The sequence below is a fragment of the Virgibacillus sp. NKC19-3 genome (assembly GCF_019837165.1).
Classification (GTDB): domain Bacteria; phylum Bacillota; class Bacilli; order Bacillales; family Amphibacillaceae; genus Virgibacillus_L; species Virgibacillus_L saliphilus.
The window spans coordinates 138,584-164,160 of record NZ_JAGYHC010000001.1 but is presented as its reverse complement, the minus strand read 5'-3'; the positions used below and the strand labels follow the sequence as shown (position 1 = coordinate 164,160).

Annotated in this window: 14 protein-coding genes, 9 tRNA genes and 6 rRNA genes; all 29 read right to left on the bottom strand. The window is 45.4% G+C overall.

Going from position 1 to position 25,577, the window contains the following annotated elements:
• Nucleotides 1-7: 7 nt before the first annotated feature.
• On the bottom strand, nucleotides 8-1,072 hold the full coding sequence (gene mcsB, locus KFZ56_RS00825) for a protein-arginine kinase McsB (protein WP_222639420.1): 1,065 nt from the start codon (nucleotides 1,070-1,072) through the stop codon (nucleotides 8-10).
• Nucleotides 1,069-1,617: a protein-arginine kinase activator protein McsA gene (mcsA, locus tag KFZ56_RS00820; protein WP_222639418.1), complete on the bottom strand. Its 549-nt coding sequence runs from the start codon at nucleotides 1,615-1,617 to the stop codon at nucleotides 1,069-1,071. The genes mcsB and mcsA overlap by 4 nt, the downstream gene beginning before the upstream one ends.
• A 12-nt stretch (nucleotides 1,618-1,629) precedes the next feature.
• Nucleotides 1,630-2,097, bottom strand: a complete 468-nt coding sequence (locus KFZ56_RS00815; protein ID WP_222639416.1) for a CtsR family transcriptional regulator — start codon at nucleotides 2,095-2,097, stop codon at nucleotides 1,630-1,632.
• Nucleotides 2,098-2,283: 186 nt separating this feature from the next.
• Nucleotides 2,284-2,982 carry an MgtC/SapB family protein gene (locus tag KFZ56_RS00810; protein WP_375540660.1) on the bottom strand — a complete coding sequence of 233 codons (699 nt, stop codon included), beginning with the start codon at nucleotides 2,980-2,982 and terminating at the stop codon, nucleotides 2,284-2,286.
• Nucleotides 2,983-3,213: 231 nt separating this feature from the next.
• Nucleotides 3,214-3,329 (bottom strand): 5S ribosomal RNA (rrf, locus tag KFZ56_RS00805).
• A gap of 158 nt (nucleotides 3,330-3,487) precedes the next feature.
• Nucleotides 3,488-6,406: ribosomal RNA gene (locus KFZ56_RS00800) — 23S ribosomal RNA — on the bottom strand.
• A 288-nt stretch (nucleotides 6,407-6,694) separates the two neighbouring features.
• Nucleotides 6,695-8,266: ribosomal RNA gene (locus KFZ56_RS00795) — 16S ribosomal RNA — on the bottom strand.
• 351 nt (nucleotides 8,267-8,617) lie between these two features.
• A tRNA-Ala gene (locus tag KFZ56_RS00790) sits at nucleotides 8,618-8,693 on the bottom strand.
• Between the two features lie 8 nt (nucleotides 8,694-8,701).
• A tRNA-Pro gene (locus KFZ56_RS00785) sits at nucleotides 8,702-8,778 on the bottom strand.
• Between the two features lie 5 nt (nucleotides 8,779-8,783).
• A tRNA-Arg gene (locus tag KFZ56_RS00780) sits at nucleotides 8,784-8,860 on the bottom strand.
• Between the two features lie 3 nt (nucleotides 8,861-8,863).
• Nucleotides 8,864-8,952, bottom strand: a tRNA-Leu gene (locus KFZ56_RS00775).
• A gap of 6 nt (nucleotides 8,953-8,958) precedes the next feature.
• Nucleotides 8,959-9,033: transfer RNA gene (locus KFZ56_RS00770), tRNA-Gly, on the bottom strand.
• 15 nt (nucleotides 9,034-9,048) lie between these two features.
• Nucleotides 9,049-9,133: transfer RNA gene (locus KFZ56_RS00765), tRNA-Leu, on the bottom strand.
• 9 nt (nucleotides 9,134-9,142) lie between these two features.
• Nucleotides 9,143-9,215: transfer RNA gene (locus tag KFZ56_RS00760), tRNA-Lys, on the bottom strand.
• A gap of 15 nt (nucleotides 9,216-9,230) precedes the next feature.
• A tRNA-Thr gene (locus KFZ56_RS00755) sits at nucleotides 9,231-9,303 on the bottom strand.
• A 3-nt stretch (nucleotides 9,304-9,306) separates the two neighbouring features.
• A tRNA-Val gene (locus KFZ56_RS00750) sits at nucleotides 9,307-9,382 on the bottom strand.
• A gap of 135 nt (nucleotides 9,383-9,517) precedes the next feature.
• Nucleotides 9,518-9,633 (bottom strand): 5S ribosomal RNA (gene rrf, locus KFZ56_RS00745).
• Nucleotides 9,634-9,791: 158 nt separating this feature from the next.
• A 23S ribosomal RNA gene (locus KFZ56_RS00740) occupies nucleotides 9,792-12,710 on the bottom strand.
• A 288-nt stretch (nucleotides 12,711-12,998) separates the two neighbouring features.
• Nucleotides 12,999-14,570 (bottom strand): 16S ribosomal RNA (locus KFZ56_RS00735).
• The 16S, 23S and 5S rRNA genes sit together here with 9 tRNA genes alongside, the layout of an rRNA operon.
• A 907-nt stretch (nucleotides 14,571-15,477) precedes the next feature.
• Nucleotides 15,478-16,935, bottom strand: coding sequence for a lysine--tRNA ligase (gene lysS / locus KFZ56_RS00730; protein ID WP_222643847.1), 1,458 nt, complete (start codon nucleotides 16,933-16,935; stop codon nucleotides 15,478-15,480).
• A 123-nt stretch (nucleotides 16,936-17,058) separates the two neighbouring features.
• Entirely contained in the window at nucleotides 17,059-17,556 is a 498-nt protein-coding gene (folK, locus tag KFZ56_RS00725; RefSeq protein ID WP_222639413.1) for a 2-amino-4-hydroxy-6-hydroxymethyldihydropteridine diphosphokinase, read from the bottom strand.
• Nucleotides 17,553-17,918 (bottom strand): dihydroneopterin aldolase, encoded by a 366-nt coding sequence (folB, locus tag KFZ56_RS00720; protein ID WP_222639411.1) that lies wholly within the window; start codon nucleotides 17,916-17,918, stop codon nucleotides 17,553-17,555. The genes folK and folB overlap by 4 nt, the downstream gene beginning before the upstream one ends.
• A complete protein-coding gene (folP, locus tag KFZ56_RS00715; protein ID WP_222639409.1) occupies nucleotides 17,911-18,747 on the bottom strand; it encodes a dihydropteroate synthase in 837 nt (278 codons plus the stop codon). Before folP ends, folB begins: the two co-directional genes overlap by 8 nt.
• Nucleotides 18,748-18,993: 246 nt before the next feature.
• On the bottom strand, nucleotides 18,994-19,920 hold the full coding sequence (cysK, locus tag KFZ56_RS00710) for a cysteine synthase A (protein ID WP_222639407.1): 927 nt from the start codon (nucleotides 19,918-19,920) through the stop codon (nucleotides 18,994-18,996).
• 101 nt (nucleotides 19,921-20,021) lie between these two features.
• Entirely contained in the window at nucleotides 20,022-20,900 is an 879-nt protein-coding gene (locus KFZ56_RS00705) for a peptidylprolyl isomerase (protein ID WP_222639405.1), read from the bottom strand.
• Between the two features lie 25 nt (nucleotides 20,901-20,925).
• Nucleotides 20,926-21,795 (bottom strand): Hsp33 family molecular chaperone HslO, encoded by an 870-nt coding sequence (gene hslO / locus KFZ56_RS00700; protein WP_309228235.1) that lies wholly within the window; start codon nucleotides 21,793-21,795, stop codon nucleotides 20,926-20,928.
• 14 nt (nucleotides 21,796-21,809) lie between these two features.
• Nucleotides 21,810-22,583, bottom strand: coding sequence for a type III pantothenate kinase (locus KFZ56_RS00695; RefSeq protein ID WP_222639400.1), 774 nt, complete (start codon nucleotides 22,581-22,583; stop codon nucleotides 21,810-21,812).
• A 216-nt stretch (nucleotides 22,584-22,799) separates the two neighbouring features.
• Complete coding sequence (gene ftsH, locus KFZ56_RS00690) at nucleotides 22,800-24,830, bottom strand: ATP-dependent zinc metalloprotease FtsH (protein WP_222639398.1); 2,031 nt, start codon at nucleotides 24,828-24,830, stop codon at nucleotides 22,800-22,802.
• 178 nt (nucleotides 24,831-25,008) lie between these two features.
• The gene (hpt, locus tag KFZ56_RS00685) at nucleotides 25,009-25,566 is read right to left on the bottom strand and encodes a hypoxanthine phosphoribosyltransferase (protein ID WP_222639396.1); all 558 of its coding nucleotides are present in this window, start codon (nucleotides 25,564-25,566) and stop codon (nucleotides 25,009-25,011) included.
• Nucleotides 25,567-25,577: the final 11 nt, after the last annotated feature.

The following is a 25,577-nucleotide window of genomic DNA, read 5'->3' as shown; positions in this document are numbered from 1 at the left end:
CTCCTGTCTATTTCTCCAATTGCAGGCGTTCACGGATCAGTGATGCCCTTAATTCATCTCGTTCATCGGCTGTTAAAGTTGCTTGTGCATATTGTTGCAGAAATCCCGGTTGTGTCAAAATCATTAATTCATTAAGTATATTTCTGGATACATTTTTGATGAGTCCTAAATCAATTCCCAATCGAACATTTGATAAACATGCCGCTGCTTCCTTTGATTCAATAATTCTACTGTAATCCAGAACACCGAAGGATCGGAAAATGCGATCCTCTAACTTTTTACCGGATTGCTCCATAATACGGTTACGTGCATTTCTTTCGTGCTCAATCAATTGTTGAACGACACTTTGTAAATCCCCTATAATATCCGCTTCTGTCTTGCCTAACGTAATTTGATTCGAGATTTGAAAAATATTTCCCTGGGCATCGCTACCTTCACCATAAATACCTCTAACAACAAGCCCAAGCTGATTAATCGCCGGTATCATTCGGTTAATTTGTTTCGTCATCGCAAGTGCAGGGAGATGCATCATAACAGAAGCGCGCATTCCCGTACCTACATTTGTTGGACAACTTGTTAAATACCCTCGCGTCTCATCAAACGCATAGTTAATTTTCTCTTCTAACCAATCATCCAGCTCAAATGCCCCCTCCAATGCCTTTGACAGTTGAAGTCCCGGGAAATATAATTGGATCCTGATATGATCTTCCTCATTAATCATGACAGATACCTGTTCATTCTTAGAAATAATCGTTGCTGGTGCATGTTCACTTTTTGATAAATGCGGGCTGATTAAATGCTTCTCGACCAAAACTCGTTTTTCAATGGCTGTTAAATCCGGAATTGAAATGAACGAAAAGTCCTCATAATCCTGAAATGACTGATGTTCATACTCCTCTTTAATAAAATCCCGAATGCCTTCCAGTTTTTCATGGTCTGCAAGAATAGGGTACGAAACATCTGAGAAATTCCTAGCCAGACGAATTCGACTACTAAGGACAATATCACTATCCGGCCCTTCCTCGCGCATCCAAGGACTAATAGCTTCGTTCATGAATTGCTTTAAGGTCATGTATCATCACCTGCTTTCGAACCATCACTCTGATTTTGCAATGCTTTAATCTTATCTCTTATTTGAGCAGCTTCTTCAAAATTTTCATCTTCTATCAATTGTTGCAATTCAGCTTTATAGCTTTCCAATTGTTTCTTTGTATGCAAGTCGCCACCCATGCGTTTGGGAATTTTCCCGTAATGCTTGGTATTACCTGAATGTACCCTGCGCAATATCGGATCAAGACGTTCAGAAAAAGTATCATAACACGTTGCACAGCCGAACTTTCCTACTTTTTTAAATGTGGAAAGTGACATACCACATTGCGGGCATTTCAATTCCTTTACTTGATTATACGAATTACTTTGCTGACTTTCCATCATTGCCGAGTCAAAATTGAACAGACCTGTAAGCAAATTATGAAGGGAATACCCTTCCTCCGGATACGTCATATAACCCTTTTCCTTCGCACACACTTCGCAAACATGAATTTCGGTTTTAGTACCATTGATCACTTGCGTAAAGTGGAGTGTAGCCGGCCGCTGCTGGCATTCCTGACATTGCATTATTTTTCCCCCTTACTTGTTTAGGTACTTTAATTCTGAAAGCATGGCAGTTAACACACGAGCTCGAACCTCATCCCGAAGTGGGAGCTGGAATGCTAATGTATTTCGGTCAATCCCACTGAGGATAATTTTGGCCTCGCGTTCGGTAATTAATTCTTCTTCCAATAGTCGCTCAAGCACATCAATGGAAGCTTGTTGCGTTACTGTTGGATTGATCATCTTTATAATTTCATCAATGAGTTCAGACTTATCCTGATGTATCACTCGCATAATCCGAATATAACCGCCGCCGCCACGTTTACTCTCTACGATGTACCCTTTTTCCAATGTGAAACGCGTTTTAATTACATAATTGATCTGAGAGGGGACACACTGGAACTGATCAGCAATTTCACTACGTTTAATCTCGATTGCATTTTGCCCTCTTGTTTGTAAGATCTTTTTTAAATATTGCTCAATCACATCTGAAATATTACTCATGAGCCCACCTCCTCTGCATCGCATAATCTTTTGACTTTGACTATCTTTGACTATACATTTATTATACCCTAAAACACGTGAGATGCAAACACATTGTTCTATATATAGAGTAGACAAAAATTTGAGAAACAAAACAGGAAAAAACGCGATAACTATTAATTATGTGGAAGAAGTTCGAGCCATTTCCTATTTAAGCTCTGAAATATTTTTTACATAATTAATTTTAGAGATTTCCTCTATCAAAGCAATTCGTTCTACATCAGGTTTTCGCTCAATCTTTACGAAGATATTTCTAATATCATTTTCTGCCTTTGTAATTTCTACATTTTTAATCGTTGAATCAAATTTATCAAAGACAGAGATAATTTCATTTATTTGAAGTTCAGGCAATGCTACAATTTCAATCAAATTAGAGGAACGTCCCTTAGCAAATAACTTTTCAAAGTTATTCAGGAAAACCAGGCTAAGCAGAATAATAAGGGTTGTAAACAATGCAGGTACGTACATCCCTGCACCAACAACTAGGCCTAATCCTGCAACCGTCCAAATGGAAGCCGCGGTAGTTAGACCACGAATCGTCCCACCATAGACGATAATTGTCCCTGCGCCAAGAAACCCAATTCCACTAATAACATAAGATGGTATGCGCGCCGGATCAAAACGGATATTATCGTGCTCCGCCATAAATGTCTCAAAGCCAAATAAAGATAATAGCATCATTAAACAAGCTCCGACCCCAACGAGAATATGGGTGCGAAAACCAGCGGAATGATTATTTAATTCACGCTCAAAACCAATAACCCCGGATAAAACAAGTGAAATTAACAATCGAGACATCATGATTGTAAAGTTATCATCAAACACAAATTCCATAAAATCTCCCAATTCCCACCCTCCAATCTCTATTTCCATATTAATATCACAGTGAATTAGTAAAGATACATCGTTTAGAGATTCTCCAATTATATATATGATGCCATATACGTTTTAACGTTTTAACCATCGAAAAAAGTCTATTTGCTTATATATAAAAATAACAATAATGACAGCATGTAACAATCTTTAAATATAGAAAAAAGCTGGAATGCACTAGTGCATTCCAGCTTTTTTAATTTTGCCTGGCGGCGTCCTACTCTTGCAGGGGCAAAGCCCCAACTACCATCGGCGCTGGAGAGCTTAACTTCTGTGTTCGGCATGGGAACAGGTGTGACCTCTCCGCTATGACTACCAGACCTAACGGCTTACGCGATCTCTTTCTTATCAGCACTTCCTTATGGAAAAGGAAAGACAAGATATATTATAGGCATTTCCAAACGAAAATGCAAGGGTTTTATGTATTTATACCCTAAAAACTAAATAAGAGTGTTCGTAACGTACATCTAAAAGCCATTTAGTTAAGTCCTCGATCGATTAGTATTCGTCAGCTGCACGTGTCACCACGCTTCCACCTCGAACCTATCTACCTCATCGTCTCTGAGGGATCTTACTCACTTGATGTGATGGGAAGTCTCATCTAGAGGGTGGCTTCATGCTTAGATGCTTTCAGCACTTATCCGTGCCACACGTAGCTACCCAGCCATGCTCCTGGCGGAACAACTGGTACACCAGCGGTGTGTCCATCCCGGTCCTCTCGTACTAAGGACAGCTCCTCTCAAACTTCCAACGCCCACGACGGATAGGGACCGAACTGTCTCACGACGTTCTGAACCCAGCTCGCGTACCGCTTTAATGGGCGAACAGCCCAACCCTTGGGACCGACTACAGCCCCAGGATGCGATGAGCCGACATCGAGGTGCCAAACCTCCCCGTCGATGTGAACTCTTGGGGGAGATAAGCCTGTTATCCCCGGGGTAGCTTTTATCCGTTGAGCGATGGCCCTTCCATACGGAACCACCGGATCACTAAGCCCGACTTTCGTCCCTGCTCGACTTGTAGGTCTCGCAGTCAAGCTCCCTTCTGCCTTTACACGCTACGAATGATTTCCAACCATTCTGAGGGAACCTTTGGGCGCCTCCGTTACACTTTAGGAGGCGACCGCCCCAGTCAAACTGCCTACCTGACACTGTCTCCGAACCGGATCACGGTTCTGGGTTAGAAGGTGCGTGCAGCCAGGGTGGTATCCCACGGGTGCCTCCTCGTAAGCTAGCGCTCACGATTCTAAGGCTCCCACCTATCCTGTACAAGCTGCACGAACATTCAATATCAGGCTACAGTAAAGCTCCACGGGGTCTTTCCGTCCTGTCGCGGGTAATGCGCATCTTCACGCATAGTATAATTTCACCGGGTCTCTCGTTGAGACAGTGCCCAAGTCGTTGCACCTTTCGTGCGGGTCGGAACTTACCCGACAAGGAATTTCGCTACCTTAGGACCGTTATAGTTACGGCCGCCGTTTACTGGGGCTTCGGTTCTACGCTTCGCCCAAAAGCTAACGTTTCCCCTTAACCTTCCAGCACCGGGCAGGTGTCAGCCCCTATACTTCGCCTTGCGGCTTCGCAGAGACCTGTGTTTTTGATAAACAGTCGCTTGGGCCTATTCACTGCGGCTCACTACTCGTGAGCACCCCTTCTCCCGAAGTTACGGGGTCATTTTGCCGAGTTCCTTAACGAGAGTTCTCCCGCTCACCTTAGGATTCTCTCCTCGCCTACCTGTGTCGGTTTGCGGTACGGGCACCTATGACCTCACTAGAGGCTTTTCTTGGCAGTGTGAAATCAGGAACTTCGGTACTTTATTTCCCTCCCCATCACAAGTCACGTTAGCGTTGGACGGATTTGCCTATCCAACTCGCTCCCTGCTTGGGCGCACCATTCCATCGGTGCGCTTTCCTTATCCTCCTGCGTCCCCCCATCATTCTAACAGTCATGAGGTGGTACAGGAATATCTACCTGTTGGCCATCGCCTACGCCTTTCGGCCTCGGCTTAGGTCCCGACTAACCCTGAGAGGACGAGCCTTCCTCAGGAAACCTTAGGCTTTCGGTGAAAGAGATTCTCACTCTTTTTTCGCTACTCATACCGGCATTCTCACTTCCAAGCGCTCCACCAGTCCTCACGGTCTGACTTCCCAGCACTTGGAACGCTCTCCTACCATTGTTCGAAGAACAATCCGCAGCTTCGGTGATACGTTTAGCCCCGGTACATTTTCGGCGCAGCGTCACTCGACCAGTGAGCTATTACGCACTCTTTCAATGATGGCTGCTTCTAAGCCAACATCCTGGTTGTCTGAGCAACGCCACATCCTTTTCCACTTAACGTATACTTAGGGACCTTAGCTGGCGGTCTGGGCTGTTTCCCTTTCGACTATGAACCTTATCACCCATAGTCTGACTCCCAAGGTCAAGTAACTGGCATTCGGAGTTTGACTGAATTCGGTAACCCGGTGAGGGCCCCTCGTCCAATCAGTGCTCTACCTCCAGTACTCATCCCTTGAGGCTAGCCCTAAAGCTATTTCGGAGAGAACCAGCTATCTCCGTGTTCGATTGGCATTTCACCCCTACCCACACCTCATCCCCGCATTTTTCAACATACGTGGGTTCGGGCCTCCAGTCAGTGTTACCTGACCTTCACCCTGGACATGGGTAGATCACACGGTTTCGGGTCTACGACCACATACTCGCATACGCCCTGTTCAGACTCGCTTTCGCTGCGGCTCCGTGTCTTCCACTTAACCTCGCATGGGATCGTAACTCGCCGGTCCATTCTACAAAAGGTACGCCGTCACCCATTAACGGGCTTCGACTACTTGTAAGCGCACGGTTTCAGGTTCTCTTTCACTCCCCTTCCGGGGTACTTTTCACCTTTCCCTCACGGTACTGGTTCACTATCGGTCACGAGGGAGTATTTAGCCTTGGGAGATGGTCCTCCCGGATTCCGACGGAATTTCTCGTGTTCCGCCGTACTCAGGATACACTCCGGAGAAAATGCTCTTTCGATTACAGGGCTCTTACCTCCTATGGCTGATCGTTCCAGATCGATTCATCTAAAGCACTTTTTGGTAACTCCGTAGGAGTGTCCTACAACCCCGAAAAGCAAGCTTTTCGGTTTGGGCTGATTCCGTTTCGCTCGCCGCTACTTGGGAAATCGCTTTTGCTTTCTGTTCCTCCGGGTACTGAGATGTTTCAGTTCCCCGGGTGTGCCTCATCTATCCTATGTATTCAGATAGACGTCCTGTTCCATTACGAACAGGGGGTTTCCCCATTCGGAAATTCCCGGATCAACGTTTACTTACAACTCCCCGGGACATATCGGCGTTAGTCCCGTCCTTCTTCGGCTCCTCGTACCTAGGCATCCACCGTGCGCTCTTGTTCACTTAACTAAATCTTGCTTTGTTTCAAAAGCACATTCATGTTTTGATGTCGTTCGTACTCTTATTTAGTTTTCAAGGTACAAATAGAGAGATTTGCTCTCTCAAAACTGAACCAAACAACCACGTATGTCTCCTTACAATCTAGCTCCGGCGCCCAGCGACTAGCGAACTTCCTTTACCTCCGTACAATAAGTCAACATCGACTCACTGTCGTTCATCGTGTTTTCTTTATCTCCTTCGGCTCAGTCCAGTTCGTACGTCGCTAAACGGGCGCTTCCGCCTTCTATCTATCCTTAGAAAGGAGGTGATCCAGCCGCACCTTCCGATACGGCTACCTTGTTACGACTTCACCCCAATCATTGGCCCCACCTTCGGCGGCTGGCTCACGCAAAGCGTGTTACCTCACCGACTTCGGGTGTTGCTAACTCTCGTGGTGTGACGGGCGGTGTGTACAAGGCCCGGGAACGTATTCACCGCGGCATGCTGATCCGCGATTACTAGCGATTCCGGCTTCATGCAGGCGAGTTGCAGCCTGCAATCCGAACTGAGAATGGTTTTATGGGATTTGCTTAGCGTTGCCGCTTCGCTGCCCTTTGTTCCATCCATTGTAGCACGTGTGTAGCCCAGGTCATAAGGGGCATGATGATTTGACGTCATCCCCACCTTCCTCCGGTTTGTCACCGGCAGTCAAATTAGAGTGCCCAACTCAATGCTGGCAACTAATCTCAAGGGTTGCGCTCGTTACGGGACTTAACCCAACATCTCACGACACGAGCTGACGACAACCATGCACCACCTGTCACTCTGTCCCCGAAGGGAACTCGGTATCTCTACCGATCGCAGAGGATGTCAAGACCTGGTAAGGTTCTTCGCGTTGCTTCGAATTAAACCACATGCTCCACCGCTTGTGCGGGCCCCCGTCAATTCTTTTGAGTTTCAGCCTTGCGGCCGTACTCCCCAGGCGGAGTGCTTAATGCGTTAACTTCAGCACGAAGGGGCGGAAACCCCCTAACACCTAGCACTCATCGTTTACGGCGTGGACTACCAGGGTATCTAATCCTGTTCGCTCCCCACGCTTTCGCTCCTCAGCGTCAGTTACAGACCAGAGAGTCGCCTTCGCCACTGGTGTTCCTCCACATCTCTACGCATTTCACCGCTACACGTGGAATTCCACTCTCCTCTTCTGTACTCAAGTCCTCCAGTTTCCAATGACCGCTCACGGTTGAGCCGCAAGATTTCACATCAGACTTAAAAGACCGCCTGCGAGCGCTTTACGCCCAATAATTCCGGACAACGCTTGCCCCCTACGTATTACCGCGGCTGCTGGCACGTAGTTAGCCGGGGCTTTCTGGTTAGGTACCGTCAAGGTACCGCCTTATTCAAACGATACTTGTTCTTCCCTAACAACAGAGTTTTACGATTCGAAAACCTTCATCACTCACGCGGCGTTGCACCGTCAGACTTTCGTCCATTGCGGATGATTCCCTACTGCTGCCTCCCGTAGGAGTCTGGGCCGTGTCTCAGTCCCAGTGTGGCCGATCACCCTCTCAGGTCGGCTACGCATCGTCGCCTTGGTGAGCTCTTATCTCACCAACTAGCTAATGCGCCGCGGGCCCATCTGAAAGTGGCAGCATAAAAGCCGCCTTTCAACTTCTCATTAGGTAATCAAAAGTGTTATCCGGTATTAGCTCGCGTTTCCGCGAGTTATCCCCGTCTCTCAGGTAGGTTGCCCACGTGTTACTCACCCGTCCGCCGCTCGTTCCACAAGCGCAAACCCCGAAGGGTTATTGCCTGCTTCCCGCGCTCGACTTGCATGTATTAGGCACGCCGCCAGCGTTCGTCCTGAGCCAAGATCAAACTCTCCATAAAATAATGAAGTTTGTCTATCATTGACACCGATCAATGATATATCTTCGCTTTTCACATGGTTTCAAGGGGTGAAATCGACCGTCCAGATGAACCATCGGACTTCGTGATTTCTTTCCTCTACCATCTGTTTGACATACTGGTTGTTTTGTTCAGTTTTCAAAGAGCAAATGCATATGTTGCGTTAAATTTGCAACTTTCTAATTATATCATCATCAATTTCCTAAAATCAACAACTTTCTTCCGTTTTCTCTTAAGAAATAAATGTTTTGTCCGCCTGCAAAATGGCGACTCCATTAATATAACACGCTATCTTGTTTAAGTCAATAGGTTTTTTTAACCTAGTTTGTTATTTGGTGGAGCCTAGCGGGATCGAACCGCTGACCTCCTGCGTGCAAGGCAGGCGCTCTCCCAGCTGAGCTAAGGCCCCTTATCCAATGGTCGGGAAGACAGGATTCGAACCTGCGACCCCTTGGTCCCAAACCAAGTGCTCTACCAAGCTGAGCTACTTCCCGTATGATGGTGCGCCCGAGAGGAGTCGAACCCCTAACCTCTTGATCCGTAGTCAAGCGCTCTATCCAATTGAGCTACGGGCGCATATGGTGCCGAGGGCCGGACTCGAACCGGCACGGTAGTAACCTACCGCAGGATTTTAAGTCCTGTGCGTCTGCCAATTCCGCCACCCCGGCAGGACATGGAGCGGAAGACGGGATTCGAACCCGCGACCCCCACCTTGGCAAGGTGGTGTTCTACCACTGAACTACTTCCGCCCGATAAGTTATTAATGGTGCGGGTGAAGGGACTTGAACCCCCACGTCCGAAGACACTAGATCCTAAATCTAGCGCGTCTGCCAATTCCGCCACACCCGCAAATGATGATGAGCCATGGAGGGTTCGAACCTCCGACCCTCTGATTAAAAGTCAGATGCTCTGCCAACTGAGCTAATGGCTCCTGTTTACTTAATGATGCCGGCCAGAGGACTTGAACCCCCAACCTACTGATTACAAGTCAGTTGCTCTACCAGTTGAGCTAGGCCGGCAAATGGTGGAGGATGCAGGGCTCGAACCTGCGACCCCCTGCTTGTAAGGCAGGTGCTCTCCCAGCTGAGCTAATCCTCCATGAAATAGGATGTGAAAATGCACATGCTTCGTTAAATTATTATTCACAACACCACTTGTACTTCGATTTTATACAGACAACCAACCTAACTATAGTACATCATTATCCTAAGCATGTTTTTTACCATATGTAAAGCCTGGCGGCGTCCTACTCTTGCAGGGGCAAAGCCCCAACTACCATCGGCGCTGGAGAGCTTAACTTCTGTGTTCGGCATGGGAACAGGTGTGACCTCTCCGCTATGACTACCAGACCTAACGGCTTACGCGATCTCTTTCTTATCAGCACTTCCTTATGGAAAAGGAAAGACAAGATATATTATAGGCATTTCCAAACGAAAATGCAAGGGTTTTATGTATTTATACCCTAAAAACTAAATAAGAGTGTTCGTAACGTACATCTAAAAGCCATTTAGTTAAGTCCTCGATCGATTAGTATTCGTCAGCTGCACGTGTCACCACGCTTCCACCTCGAACCTATCTACCTCATCGTCTCTGAGGGATCTTACTCACTTGATGTGATGGGAAGTCTCATCTAGAGGGTGGCTTCATGCTTAGATGCTTTCAGCACTTATCCGTGCCACACGTAGCTACCCAGCCATGCTCCTGGCGGAACAACTGGTACACCAGCGGTGTGTCCATCCCGGTCCTCTCGTACTAAGGACAGCTCCTCTCAAACTTCCAACGCCCACGACGGATAGGGACCGAACTGTCTCACGACGTTCTGAACCCAGCTCGCGTACCGCTTTAATGGGCGAACAGCCCAACCCTTGGGACCGACTACAGCCCCAGGATGCGATGAGCCGACATCGAGGTGCCAAACCTCCCCGTCGATGTGAACTCTTGGGGGAGATAAGCCTGTTATCCCCGGGGTAGCTTTTATCCGTTGAGCGATGGCCCTTCCATACGGAACCACCGGATCACTAAGCCCGACTTTCGTCCCTGCTCGACTTGTAGGTCTCGCAGTCAAGCTCCCTTCTGCCTTTACACGCTACGAATGATTTCCAACCATTCTGAGGGAACCTTTGGGCGCCTCCGTTACACTTTAGGAGGCGACCGCCCCAGTCAAACTGCCTACCTGACACTGTCTCCGAACCGGATCACGGTTCTGGGTTAGAAGGTGCGTGCAGCCAGGGTGGTATCCCACGGGTGCCTCCTCGTAAGCTAGCGCTCACGATTCTAAGGCTCCCACCTATCCTGTACAAGCTGCACGAACATTCAATATCAGGCTACAGTAAAGCTCCACGGGGTCTTTCCGTCCTGTCGCGGGTAATGCGCATCTTCACGCATAGTATAATTTCACCGGGTCTCTCGTTGAGACAGTGCCCAAGTCGTTGCACCTTTCGTGCGGGTCGGAACTTACCCGACAAGGAATTTCGCTACCTTAGGACCGTTATAGTTACGGCCGCCGTTTACTGGGGCTTCGGTTCTACGCTTCGCCCAAAAGCTAACGTTTCCCCTTAACCTTCCAGCACCGGGCAGGTGTCAGCCCCTATACTTCGCCTTGCGGCTTCGCAGAGACCTGTGTTTTTGATAAACAGTCGCTTGGGCCTATTCACTGCGGCTCACTACTCGTGAGCACCCCTTCTCCCGAAGTTACGGGGTCATTTTGCCGAGTTCCTTAACGAGAGTTCTCCCGCTCACCTTAGGATTCTCTCCTCGCCTACCTGTGTCGGTTTGCGGTACGGGCACCTATGACCTCACTAGAGGCTTTTCTTGGCAGTGTGAAATCAGGAACTTCGGTACTTTATTTCCCTCCCCATCACAAGTCACGTTAGCGTTGGACGGATTTGCCTATCCAACTCGCTCCCTGCTTGGGCGCACCATTCCATCGGTGCGCTTTCCTTATCCTCCTGCGTCCCCCCATCATTCTAACAGTCATGAGGTGGTACAGGAATATCTACCTGTTGGCCATCGCCTACGCCTTTCGGCCTCGGCTTAGGTCCCGACTAACCCTGAGAGGACGAGCCTTCCTCAGGAAACCTTAGGCTTTCGGTGAAAGAGATTCTCACTCTTTTTTCGCTACTCATACCGGCATTCTCACTTCCAAGCGCTCCACCAGTCCTCACGGTCTGACTTCCCAGCACTTGGAACGCTCTCCTACCATTGTTCGAAGAACAATCCGCAGCTTCGGTGATACGTTTAGCCCCGGTACATTTTCGGCGCAGCGTCACTCGACCAGTGAGCTATTACGCACTCTTTCAATGATGGCTGCTTCTAAGCCAACATCCTGGTTGTCTGAGCAACGCCACATCCTTTTCCACTTAACGTATACTTAGGGACCTTAGCTGGCGGTCTGGGCTGTTTCCCTTTCGACTATGAACCTTATCACCCATAGTCTGACTCCCAAGGTCAAGTAACTGGCATTCGGAGTTTGACTGAATTCGGTAACCCGGTGAGGGCCCCTCGTCCAATCAGTGCTCTACCTCCAGTACTCATCCCTTGAGGCTAGCCCTAAAGCTATTTCGGAGAGAACCAGCTATCTCCGTGTTCGATTGGCATTTCACCCCTACCCACACCTCATCCCCGCATTTTTCAACATACGTGGGTTCGGGCCTCCAGTCAGTGTTACCTGACCTTCACCCTGGACATGGGTAGATCACACGGTTTCGGGTCTACGACCACATACTCGCATACGCCCTGTTCAGACTCGCTTTCGCTGCGGCTCCGTGTCTTCCACTTAACCTCGCATGGGATCGTAACTCGCCGGTCCATTCTACAAAAGGTACGCCGTCACCCATTAACGGGCTTCGACTACTTGTAAGCGCACGGTTTCAGGTTCTCTTTCACTCCCCTTCCGGGGTACTTTTCACCTTTCCCTCACGGTACTGGTTCACTATCGGTCACGAGGGAGTATTTAGCCTTGGGAGATGGTCCTCCCGGATTCCGACGGAATTTCTCGTGTTCCGCCGTACTCAGGATACACTCCGGAGAAAATGCTCTTTCGATTACAGGGCTCTTACCTCCTATGGCTGATCGTTCCAGATCGATTCATCTAAAGCACTTTTTGGTAACTCCGTAGGAGTGTCCTACAACCCCGAAAAGCAAGCTTTTCGGTTTGGGCTGATTCCGTTTCGCTCGCCGCTACTTGGGAAATCGCTTTTGCTTTCTGTTCCTCCGGGTACTGAGATGTTTCAGTTCCCCGGGTGTGCCTCATCTATCCTATGTATTCAGATAGACGTCCTGTTCCATTACGAACAGGGGGTTTCCCCATTCGGAAATTCCCGGATCAACGTTTACTTACAACTCCCCGGGACATATCGGCGTTAGTCCCGTCCTTCTTCGGCTCCTCGTACCTAGGCATCCACCGTGCGCTCTTGTTCACTTAACTAAATCTTGCTTTGTTTCAAAAGCACATTCATGTTTTGATGTCGTTCGTACTCTTATTTAGTTTTCAAGGTACAAATAGAGAGATTTGCTCTCTCAAAACTGAACCAAACAACCACGTATGTCTCCTTACAATCTAGCTCCGGCGCCCAGCGACTAGCGAACTTCCTTTACCTCCGTACAATAAGTCAACATCGACTCACTGTCGTTCATCGTGTTTTCTTTATCTCCTTCGGCTCAGTCCAGTTCGTACGTCGCTAAACGGGCGCTTCCGCCTTCTATCTATCCTTAGAAAGGAGGTGATCCAGCCGCACCTTCCGATACGGCTACCTTGTTACGACTTCACCCCAATCATTGGCCCCACCTTCGGCGGCTGGCTCACGCAAAGCGTGTTACCTCACCGACTTCGGGTGTTGCTAACTCTCGTGGTGTGACGGGCGGTGTGTACAAGGCCCGGGAACGTATTCACCGCGGCATGCTGATCCGCGATTACTAGCGATTCCGGCTTCATGCAGGCGAGTTGCAGCCTGCAATCCGAACTGAGAATGGTTTTATGGGATTTGCTTAGCGTTGCCGCTTCGCTGCCCTTTGTTCCATCCATTGTAGCACGTGTGTAGCCCAGGTCATAAGGGGCATGATGATTTGACGTCATCCCCACCTTCCTCCGGTTTGTCACCGGCAGTCAAATTAGAGTGCCCAACTCAATGCTGGCAACTAATCTCAAGGGTTGCGCTCGTTACGGGACTTAACCCAACATCTCACGACACGAGCTGACGACAACCATGCACCACCTGTCACTCTGTCCCCGAAGGGAACTCGATATCTCTACCGATCGCAGAGGATGTCAAGACCTGGTAAGGTTCTTCGCGTTGCTTCGAATTAAACCACATGCTCCACCGCTTGTGCGGGCCCCCGTCAATTCTTTTGAGTTTCAGCCTTGCGGCCGTACTCCCCAGGCGGAGTGCTTAATGCGTTAACTTCAGCACGAAGGGGCGGAAACCCCCTAACACCTAGCACTCATCGTTTACGGCGTGGACTACCAGGGTATCTAATCCTGTTCGCTCCCCACGCTTTCGCTCCTCAGCGTCAGTTACAGACCAGAGAGTCGCCTTCGCCACTGGTGTTCCTCCACATCTCTACGCATTTCACCGCTACACGTGGAATTCCACTCTCCTCTTCTGTACTCAAGTCCTCCAGTTTCCAATGACCGCTCACGGTTGAGCCGCAAGATTTCACATCAGACTTAAAAGACCGCCTGCGAGCGCTTTACGCCCAATAATTCCGGACAACGCTTGCCCCCTACGTATTACCGCGGCTGCTGGCACGTAGTTAGCCGGGGCTTTCTGGTTAGGTACCGTCAAGGTACCGCCTTATTCAAACGATACTTGTTCTTCCCTAACAACAGAGTTTTACGATTCGAAAACCTTCATCACTCACGCGGCGTTGCACCGTCAGACTTTCGTCCATTGCGGATGATTCCCTACTGCTGCCTCCCGTAGGAGTCTGGGCCGTGTCTCAGTCCCAGTGTGGCCGATCACCCTCTCAGGTCGGCTACGCATCGTCGCCTTGGTGAGCTCTTATCTCACCAACTAGCTAATGCGCCGCGGGCCCATCTGAAAGTGGCAGCATAAAAGCCGCCTTTCAACTTCTCATTAGGTAATCAAAAGTGTTATCCGGTATTAGCTCGCGTTTCCGCGAGTTATCCCCGTCTCTCAGGTAGGTTGCCCACGTGTTACTCACCCGTCCGCCGCTCGTTCCACAAGCGCAAACCCCGAAGGGTTATTGCCTGCTTCCCGCGCTCGACTTGCATGTATTAGGCACGCCGCCAGCGTTCGTCCTGAGCCAAGATCAAACTCTCCATAAAATAATGAAGTTTGTCTATCATTGACACCGATCAATGATATATCTTCGCTTTTCACATGGTTTCAAGGGGTGAAATCGACCGTCCAGATGAACCATCGGACTTCGTGATTTCTTTCCTCTACCATCTGTTTGACATACTGGTTGTTTTGTTCAGTTTTCAAAGAGCAAATGCATATGTTGCGTTAAATTTGCAACTTTCTAATTATATCATCATCAATTTCCTAAAATCAACAACTTTCTTCCGTTTTCTCTTAAGAAATAAATGTTTTGTCCGCCTGCAAAATGGCGACTCCATTAATATAACACGCTGTCTTGTTTAAGTCAATAGGTTTTTTAACCTAGTTTGCTTCTTATTCATGTCGCTTTTTGTTTCAACAACGATAATAAATTTACCATGATTATTTACGGAAATCAAGAGATTTTTAAAAGAAATAAGTGGTAATTTGTATTTCTATTATTCGGGCATTTTTTCATTCGCAATCAATGTGCGCTGAACATAGTCTGTCGGCAATTTCCCTCATTAAGCAAGTGTAATGAGTAACTAGTTTTATTGGCCTACATTCTCGATAATAAAAACCTTATTAGCAACCAACTTCCATGGTAAAGGGAGGGAACTAGAACAAAAGTGTTTTTAACAAATAAAATCCCAAATATATGTCGCTGAAAAGTATACGTCGCACACCTCAGGGCGACTGATGGGCTCTTGTGCTCGCCATGTTGCTCCCACTGCACTTCGGTGTCTCCCCTATACCTTGTCTCCCGTCCAAGCAAGATGATCAATTGTCGGTGTGAGTCATAGGACTGCCGATGCTCAGCCGACCTGATGTCCTCATGCCCTTCGCTACGTTTGACAATATACGTATTTTAGTTAAATACTTTTGTTTTGTCCCTGCCTCCATCAAATCAGCTTATTTTTCACGCATTAATGGAAATAACAATACATCGCGAATGGATTGGGCGTTTGTTAGCAGCATAACAAGTCGATCAATACCAATTCCAAGCCCGCCGGTTGGAGGCATGCCATATTCTAGAGCTTCCAGAAAGTCATCATCCATTAGTTGCGCTTCATCATTTCCTGCTTCTCTTTCTTTTACTTGAGCTTCAAAACGCTCTCTTTGATCAATAGGATCATTTAATTCACTAAATGCGTTTGCGTGTTCACGTCCGACAATAAATAATTCGAATCGATCCGTAAATCGCTCATCTTCATCATTTTTCTTTGCTAATGGTGAAATTTCCAGTGGATGGCCATAAATAAATGTAGGCTGAATTAACGTATCCTCCACTTTTTGTTCAAAGAATTCATTGACGATATGTCCAAAAGTCATGGATTCTGTAATTTCAACACGATGCTCTTTCGCAAGGTCTCTTGCCTTCTCGTCGCTCATATCCTCCCAGAAATCTACACCTGTTTCCTCTTTTATCGCATCTACAATATGCAGTTTCGTCCATTCTGGTTCCAGTTCTATTTCCTGATTCCCATACATAATTGTCGTTGAACCTAACACTTCCTTAGCAATATGTGCGATGAGATTTTCCGTTAATGTCATAATATCACGGTAATCCGCAAAGGCTTCATATAACTCAATCATCGTAAATTCTGGATTGTGTCTCGTTGAAACGCCTTCGTTACGAAAGACCCGCCCAATTTCATACACCTTCTCCAATCCACCGATAATCAAACGCTTCAAGTGCAGCTCAATAGCGATCCGCATATATAATGGCATGTCTAATGCGTTATGATGGGTTTGAAAAGGACGTGCAGATGCCCCACCCGGTATCGCATGCATCATGGGTGTTTCCACCTCTAGGTATCCTTCCCCGTTCAAATATTGACGCATCGATTGGATAATTTTGCTTCGTAATATGAAGGTTTCCTTGCTGTCCATATTTGTAATTAAGTCCAGATAACGCTGACGATAGCGTTGCTCCACATCTTTTAAGCCATGGTATTTCTCCGGTAATGGACGAAGTGATTTGGTTAACAATTGGAACTGGGTTGCCTTGACAGATAACTCCCCGACTTTTGTCTTAAACATCACTCCTGTAACACCGATGATATCTCCTATATCCGTTGTTTTAAAAATTTCATAAGCATCCTCACCAATGGAATCCTGACGTACGTAGATTTGGATTTGGCCGCTTATATCCTGCAAATGCGCAAAACCAGCCTTCCCTTTTCCCCGCTTTGTCATCATTCTACCGGCGATGGTAACTTGATCTTCCTTTTCCTGCAATTCCTCTTTGGAAAATGGATCATACAACTCTTTTAATTCTTCTGCCATATGCGTTCTGGAAAATTTTCCGCCAAAGGGATTCAGTCCCTGTTCGAGATAAGCGTTTAATTTTTCACGGCGAACTTGCATCTGCTCATTTTCTTCCTCTGACACGATTCATCACTCCAGTCATTATATATGTAAGTATCTAGGAAAAGTCTATTTCTTTCATAGAGGAAACATCTATAAATCCTCCACCATCCTTCCGTTGACTCATTTTGCGGCGATTTTTGTTACATCGCTGAGGTCTGATTCCGGAAGCTTATTTAGAAAATCCCGTGCGCGCATCCCCAATGTCGGTATGATCAAATCTGGCGCAATTTCATCTAACGGTATCAGTACAAACGCTCGCTCATGCATTCTTGGATGTGGAATGATTAAGCTTTCTATTTCACTATTCTCTTGATTATAGATCAAAATGTCAAGATCTATTGTTCGTGGGCCAAATCGAATTTTGCGATCCCGCCCTAATTTCTGCTCCACTTTCTGACAAAACTCCAACAAATCATAAGAGGAAAGAGATGTATCTACCTCAATAACCATATTCAGAAAATCCGACTGATCAGTATAGCCTACTGGTGCAGTCTCATAGATTGATGACTTTTCCCGGATGATGATGGAGCCCTCTTCGGAGAGTAAATGTAAAGCTTTCCTCAGGTATTCCCCTCTTGGTTCAATATTAGATCCCAGGGCGATAAATGCGCTATTCATACGGTTTTCTCCCGGAAGATTTCTACAGCTATAGATTGATAATGTCCTGGGACGGGTGGATCCGGCTTTGTAACTTTTACGGTACAGGCCGTTAATAAGGCAAAGGAAGCAAGTAACTGATTCGCAATTGTCTCAGCTACGGCTTCGACCAAATTCTTTGCCTCGCCTTCCACAATTTCTTTGATAAGCTCATAGGCCTGTCCATAGTGAATAGAATCGTCCATATCATCAGTCTCTCCGGGTTTTTTTAAATCTGTAAAAAGTTCCACATCCACATAAAATCGTTGTCCAAGCTTGTTTTCTTCCGGTAGCAAACCATGAAATCCATAAAATTGCATGGTATTTAACATAATTTTATCCAACTGTTTTCCCTCCTTCAGCTTCAGAAAGCATACCATCCATCATTTTTGCCATCTCCATATTTACCTTTACGTTATGTACACGAATGATTTGTGCACCTTTTGTAATACCTAGACAAGTTGTTGCTCCGGTTCCATGATCCCGTTCTTCTGCTGGAAGGTCCAACATACCACCGATAAAGCTTTTGCGTGAGGTCCCTAGTAACAGCGGATAACCTAAATGAGTGAATTGTTCCAGATTATTCATGACAACTAAATTATCCTTCGCTGTTTTAGCAAATCCTACACCCGGATCCAGCACAATATTTTCCCTTGCAACACCGGCTTTTAAAGCAATGGTAATACTTTCCGCTAAGTCTTTCTTCATATCATCAATCAGGAAAGTGTAGTCCTTATTTGTACGGTTATGCATTAAAATAATTGGTGCTTGATAATTCGCAGCTATGCTAGCAATTTCGGGGTCCCTTTTTGCCCCCCACACATCATTAATGATTTCAGCACCAGCTTCAATTGCCTGGCGGGCCGTTTCTGCTTTGTATGTGTCAATAGAAATCGGTATATGGATATTGTCCTTGACAGCTTTAATCATCGGTACCACCCGCCGGATCTCTTCTTCCTGTGATACAGGCTCATGATCCGGGCGTGTTGATTCCCCGCCAATATCAATGATATCCGCACCGAGCTTTTCCATCTCCACAGCCTGTTTAACCGCATTTTCAATCAACGTATAATTACCACCATCTGAAAAAGAGTCCGGGGTAACATTTAGAATCCCCATTATATGGGTGCGATCGGATAAGTCGAATGTTTTTGTTACTGTTTTTAAGATCATAAGCGTATTTTTCCCTTCTTCCACTAATTTATTTGGCAATTAGGAAAGTATCACTACTTTCTTACTGCGTAAATGCGGGGCTTGGTATCTGCATGAAAGGCCTACCCTTCAAAAGGTAAAATTCTCTAAGAGAGCATTAAGAAATCCTTTTGCGGATGCCAAGTTTTCTACTATTCATCTTATCACAGAAAAAAAGGACTAGCACCCAATCATTTTAGATGCTAACCCTTCTTTTTCGTAACTACATTATTCTTCATCAAATTGATACAGGGGCGTTGATAAATATCTTTCCCCATTATCAGGTATAACTGCAAGTACTTTCTTGCCTTTGCCTAATTGCTTGGCAACTTTTTTAGCTGCAGCAACTGCGGCTCCGGCTGAGATACCTCCTAAAATTCCATTGGTTGTTGCAACTTGGCGTGACGTTTCAAATGCCTTTTCATTTGATATTTGGATCACTTCTTCATAGATATCTGTATCCAGTATCTTTGGAACAAATCCAGCGCCAAGTCCCTGGAGCTTATGTGGACCTGGAGAACCGCCGGATAAGACTGGAGAATCTTCAGGCTCTACCGCATAGAGCTTAATCCCGTCAAAGTTATCCTTCAACACGCTCCCCGCTCCTGTAATCGTTCCGCCTGTTCCAATTCCAGCGATAAATGCATCCAGACCGTCACTCATTTGCTCAACGATTTCTTTCCCTGTTGTTCGTGCATGAACTTCGGTATTTGCCTCATTATTAAATTGCTGTGGCATGAAGTAGCCATGTTGCTCTTTTAATTCTTCTGCTTTCTTAATAGCACCTTTCATCGCTTCCGCTCCAGGCGTCAATACCAACTCTGCCCCATAAGCACGAAGCAAGTTGCGGCGTTCTTTACTCATCGTATCAGGCATCACTAAAATCGTCTTATATCCTTTTGCGGCTCCTACCATTGCCAGACCAATACCCGTATTACCGCTGGTAGGTTCAATAATCGTGTCCCCATCTTTTAAAGACCCATTTTTTTCTGCTGCTTCAATCATCGACAAAGCAATACGATCTTTCACCGAACTACCCGGATTCATAAATTCCAGTTTTAAGTAAATATCTGCACTATCTTCATCTGTCATGCGATTTAATTTAACAATCGGTGTCTCCCCAATTAAACCAGCAATATTATTAGCAACTCTCATGGAAATGCCTCCTAATTCCTAGTTATTTTGTATGATTAATCCCAACGTACGCTTTTCGCAGCAAATTGTCAACTCAAACACTGAAAATTCCTATGGTAATCTTACTCCTGATATATCCATTCGATGTCTAACATTTCCCATAATGGGTCTGCCTCGAGTGATTGCTCCATCTCATGCAACGCCAACTCATTTTCGATATATGGTTTTATTTCCTCATAGGTAAATTCAATAGATGGAAGTTTTCGATGAAGATAAATAATAGCCACTCCCGAATCTACCTCAAACGGATCGCTGTAGGAGTATTCTTCCATATCTGCAGCTACTTCTTCGTACCCCTCCGGGAAAAATTGGCTATTTGTAGGAATAAATCCAAGGTATCCACCATCATTTGCCGATTCTTCATCTATCGAATATTCCTGAGCAAGTAAATGAAACGCGGCCCCTTCTTCTAACTCCTTCACAACCTTTTCAGCCGTATCCAAATTCTGCACAACAATATGGGAAAGTTGCATGGATGCCGCAAAATCATAACCATTGTCATATTGATCATAATAACTTTCGATTTCGTCCTCAGGAATGGAAATATCCTCCGTCAACAGTTGTTCTAATTGGTATCGATAACGTATATCTTCCCGCCAGTCTTCTTCCTTTTCCTCAAATTCTTCTTCGGACATTACTCCTTGCATAGACGTTAATAAAGCAACTTCCCGTTCCATAATCTTCTCTTCAACATCTATGTTTTTTTGATCAGCTAATTGATTTACAATCGTTTGATCAATCATCGTTTTCAGCTGGCTTTCCCCGTAAGAGTTCCTGAGAGAACGCATCCACTCCCCGTAGGTAATCGCTTCTCCATCAATGGATGCTACTGCTTCGTCATTATTTCTTACAATCGATTCTTGATTATTCCAAACCAGTAGTGTAGCAATATTTGTAATCAAAAGAACGACAATAACGGCTAGGAGTAATTTTCTGGACATAGTTATCCTCCAAGTTGTTTGTTCACTATTTTATCAATGCTTGAAGTTCCTCTTCTGTAAAATGATAGACTTCATTACAGAAATGACAACTTACTTCTGCACCGTGATCCTCCTCCATCATGCTCCTAATTTCCTCATTTCCTAATCCCATCATAGCTTGCTCGATTCGCTCTTTCGAACATCCACAATGAAATTGAAGCGGTAGACGCTCCAGTATCTTTACCTCTTCTTCAGGAAACAGGAGCTGTAGGAGGTCTTCTGGTGTATTTTCGTCTTGAATGAGCGTTGATATCGCCGGAAAAGCCTGAATTTGCTCTTCTAATTGTTGGATTACTTCCTCGGTAGCCCCAGGCATCACTTGGATAATAAACCCACCAGCTGCAAGTACGGAGTGATTCGGATTGACCAATACACCTGCACCTACAGCAGAAGGCGTCTGCTCCGAATGGGCAAAATAATACGTAAAGTCTTCTCCAATTTCCCCGGAAATAATCGGAACTTCACCGGTAAAATAATCCTTCAATCCAAGGTCTTTTACGACACTGATCGTTCCGTTTGTACCGACTGCACGTGCCACATCTAATTTCCCAAACGCATTTAAGTCAAAATCAACATGCGGATTTGTTACATATCCACGAACCTCTGCTTTCGCATTACCATCCGCAATGATACCACCAATCGGTCCATCACCTTGCACTTTTACAGTAATGGTATCTTCCCCTTTAAGCATCGCACCCATCATCGCTGTTATCGTAACCGTACGACCTAAAGCAGCAGAAGCGGTCGCCCAGGTATCCTGTCTCTCGCACACTTCTTTCACAGTTTGTGTGGAGATCACGCCATAGGCACGTACCATACCTTTATTAGTCGTTGCTTTTATTAAATAGTCTCCCACCATGCTTCACTCCTTTATGTCTGTGTATACATTTGATATATAAGATTCAATCCTTTTAGTGTCAAGTAAGTATCAACATGATCAATGCTCTCAGATGTATCTCCTATCAAAGCCGCCAATCCACCTGTAGCGATTACTTTCGGATTCGTGTTCATCTGTTGCTTCATACGTGCAATAATCCCTTCCACTTGTGCAACATACCCGTTAAAAACACCGGATTGCATCGCTTCTACTGTTGACGTCCCTATAACATTATCCGGAGCCTGAATTTCAATTTTAGGAAGCTTGGACGCTTTACTATATAATGCCTCCATCGAAACATTAATTCCCGGTGAGATGATGCCTCCAACGTATTCTTCTTGATCATTTATGTAACAAAACGTTGTAGCAGTACCAAAATCTATAATAATAAGCGGCGCTCCATATATTTTAATGCCTCCCACCGCATTAACGATTCGATCTGCCCCAATTTCATTAGGGTTCGGATAACTCATTTTCAACGTGGATCTAGCGGTTTCTCTACCCACAATGAAAGGTTCTAATCGAAAATAAAGATGACACATTTCTTCCAGTGCAAGCATAATCGGAGGAACTACGGATGATATAATAACACCGTCTATATCGGAGAATGTTAATTCCTTATAGTCAAATAGAGATTTTATTAGTACACCATATTCATCTCCGGTTTTATGGCGATCGGTTTTTATCCGCCATTCATGTTTTAATTCACCCTGTTCAAATACACCAAGTACTGTATTCGTATTTCCTACATCAAGTACAAATAACATTACACCCATACCTTCCTATTTTAGAAAACTCACCTTTACGAACAGCGGTTATGTAAAAGCATTCTTTGCTTTCTTGTGAGCGGTTATACATTTTGCAATTATGACCAAAAACTTACCTGCCATAAAAGCTGCCGCTTTCTATTCATTAATATACCACATTTTTATCATGATGAAAAAAGCAGCCACTGCAATAATAAGTGACTGCTTCGCTTCAAGTTATTCTTTTTTGTCCGTATCATCTGAAGAAGGCTTGTTATCTTTAAAGATCTCTTCTTTTTCCTTCTCTGTTAGCGGACCTTTTTTCGATTCGCTTGGCTCCACATTTTCTTTATCTTCCGTAGACTTAGCCTCATCTTCTTTGGATTGGATGTTCACTTTAACGTCTTCTTCTGATTCATCATCTTCTTCAGGCTCTGGAAGTACACCTTCATAAAAGAGTGAATGAATTTGTTTCGCATCCAATGTTTCTACTTCAAGCAGCGTTTGTGCTAAAAGCTCAAGCTTATCTTTATGTTCGGTCAAGATCGATTTGGCACGTTCGTAACAGTAGTCGATAAAGCTTTGCATTTCTGTATCAATATCGTGGGCAATGGAATCACTATAGTTTTGTTCGTTTCCAATATCACGACCTAAGAAAACATCGCCACCGCCGCCACTTGTAAATTGAAGCGGGCCAATCTTGTCACTCATACCGAATTCGGTAATCATTTTACGAACAATACCTGTTGCTCGTTGGAAATCATTGGACGCACCAGTGCTGACCTCACCGAACATGATTTCTTCAGCAACACGACCGCCGAGCAGTCCAGTAACTTTATCAAATAGCTCTGGTTTCGTCATAAAGTAACGATCTTCTTTCGGCAATTGAACCGCGTAACCACCAGCTTGACCACGTGGTACAATCGTAACCTTATGCACCGCATCTGCATCGTCAAGCACCATGCCGATAACCGTATGCCCACTTTCATGGTGTGCCACAATGTCTTGTTCTTTTTTCGAAATGACTCTGCCTTTCTTAGCAGGTCCTACAAGAACACGATCAATGGCTTCATCAACATCATACATATTAATCTTCATCCGATCACTTCTGGCAGCCACCAGTGCTGCTTCATTTAGTAAATTCTCTAAATCTGCACCTGTAAAACCTGGCGTCCGCTTTGCAACCGTTTCTAAGTCAACAGACTCTTCTAAAGGTTTATCTCTTGCATGAACTTTTAACACATCCTGACGTCCTCTAACATCTGGGCGGTCAACCGTTATTTGCCGATCAAAACGTCCTGGACGCAGCAATGCCGGGTCGAGAATATCTGCACGGTTTGTTGCAGCAATCAAGATAATGCCTTCATTAGCACCAAATCCGTCCATTTCAACAAGGAGCTGGTTTAATGTTTGTTCACGTTCATCGTGTCCACCACCAAGACCTGCACCACGTTGACGGCCAACAGCATCAATTTCATCGATGAATATGATACATGGCGAATTCTTTTTAGCATTTTCAAACAAGTCACGTACACGGGAAGCACCAACCCCAACGAACATCTCGACAAAGTCTGAACCACTGATCGAGAAGAATGGGGTACCGGCTTCACCTGCAACCGCACGGGCAATTAATGTCTTACCTGTTCCCGGAGGTCCAACCAGAAGTACCCCTTTTGGAATACGTGCACCCACTTGTGCGAATTTACGAGGATCCTTCAAAAAGTCAACAATTTCAACTAGTTCTTGTTTTTCTTCATCTGCTCCGGCAACATCGCTAAAGCGAACTTTTTTCTTTTCTTCTGTATACATTTTGGCTTTACTTTTACCAAAGTTCATCATGCGGCCACCGCCGCCACCGCCGCCACCTTGGGCTCGGCTAAGAATAAAGAAGAATATTAATCCGATAATCAGAAACGGAAGCATCATCGTTAGAAAACTGACAAATGCACTTGGCTGTTCTTCTTCTATGACATTAAGCGCGCTTTGCTCATTTGCATTTTCTGTAATTGAGTTAATCAACACTGTATTATCAGGAACTTGCGCAATAAATGATTGATCATCATCTGCTAAAGTTCCGGTAAAACGTACAATTCCATTGGCTGGCTGCATCGTCATTTCTTCGATTTCGCCATTACCCAAAGCCTCCTGAAATTCCTGTACATTAAATTGTACTTCTTCTTCATTGTCGCCTTGAAATACGGATATAACTGCTACAACGACAAGAAACATAAGTATCCAAAAAAACGCGTTCCCAAAAATCCGTTTCATTTCCTACCTCCTCCCAAACGGGAAAAACTATATTTCATCCTATCATATGAAAAAGTTTGAATACAACTAATTTCACTTACAAATGATGGGTGTTTACATCGCTCCATGCTACGTTAAAATTGCATAAAACAATCGTTCAATATGTATATTCTATACTAATAAAATCATCTTAATCAACCTAATTGTCTTCATCATTATGCCACGAATAAATTTCAGGTTTTAGTATACCGATATACGGCAGATTACGATATCTTTCATCATAGTCCAAACCATAGCCTACAACGAATTCATTCGGAACTTCAAACCCGACAAGATCTGCTTTAATAGCTGCTGACCTTCCGGCAGGTTTATCAAGCAATGTAACGATTTTAATCGATTGCGCTTTACGGTACTTAAATAAATCGACGAGGTATTTTAAGGTCAGGCCACTGTCAATAATATCCTCGATGATTAATAAATCACGTCCCTCTACCTTTGCATCCAGATCCTTCACTATTTTTACTTCACCTGAAGAACGCGTGCCACCTCCATAGCTTGACACATCCATAAAGTCCATTTCCAAATATGTTTCCATTTGGCGAAGTACATCAGACATAAATGGCAAGGCGCCTTTTAATACACCAACGGCCAATGGAAATCTTCCATCATATTCTTCTGTGAGCGCTTGACCAAGCTCTCTGCATTTATCCGCTATTTCTTCCTCTGATATTAATACTTGTTTAATATCATTATGCATCCTTGTTCCTC

Excerpts from the sequence above, each read along its gene's own strand:
- ftsH (WP_222639398.1), bottom strand. The coding sequence starts at position 24,830 with ATGAAACGGATTTTTGGGAACGCGTTTTTTTGGATACTTATGTTTCTT.
- KFZ56_RS00815 (WP_222639416.1), bottom strand. The coding sequence starts at position 2,097 with ATGAGTAATATTTCAGATGTGATTGAGCAATATTTAAAAAAGATCTTA.
- folP (WP_222639409.1), bottom strand. The coding sequence starts at position 18,747 with ATGATCTTAAAAACAGTAACAAAAACATTCGACTTATCCGATCGCACC.
- mcsB (WP_222639420.1), bottom strand. The coding sequence starts at position 1,072 with ATGACCTTAAAGCAATTCATGAACGAAGCTATTAGTCCTTGGATGCGC.
- mcsA (WP_222639418.1), bottom strand. The coding sequence starts at position 1,617 with ATGCAATGTCAGGAATGCCAGCAGCGGCCGGCTACACTCCACTTTACG.
- KFZ56_RS00695 (WP_222639400.1), bottom strand. The coding sequence starts at position 22,583 with ATGTTATTTGTACTTGATGTAGGAAATACGAATACAGTACTTGGTGTA.
- folK (WP_222639413.1), bottom strand. The coding sequence starts at position 17,556 with ATGAATAGCGCATTTATCGCCCTGGGATCTAATATTGAACCAAGAGGG.
- cysK (WP_222639407.1), bottom strand. The coding sequence starts at position 19,920 with ATGAGAGTTGCTAATAATATTGCTGGTTTAATTGGGGAGACACCGATT.
- hpt (WP_222639396.1), bottom strand. The coding sequence starts at position 25,566 with ATGCATAATGATATTAAACAAGTATTAATATCAGAGGAAGAAATAGCG.
- KFZ56_RS00705 (WP_222639405.1), bottom strand. The coding sequence starts at position 20,900 with ATGTCCAGAAAATTACTCCTAGCCGTTATTGTCGTTCTTTTGATTACA.
- lysS (WP_222643847.1), bottom strand. The coding sequence starts at position 16,935 with ATGCAAGTTCGCCGTGAAAAATTAAACGCTTATCTCGAACAGGGACTG.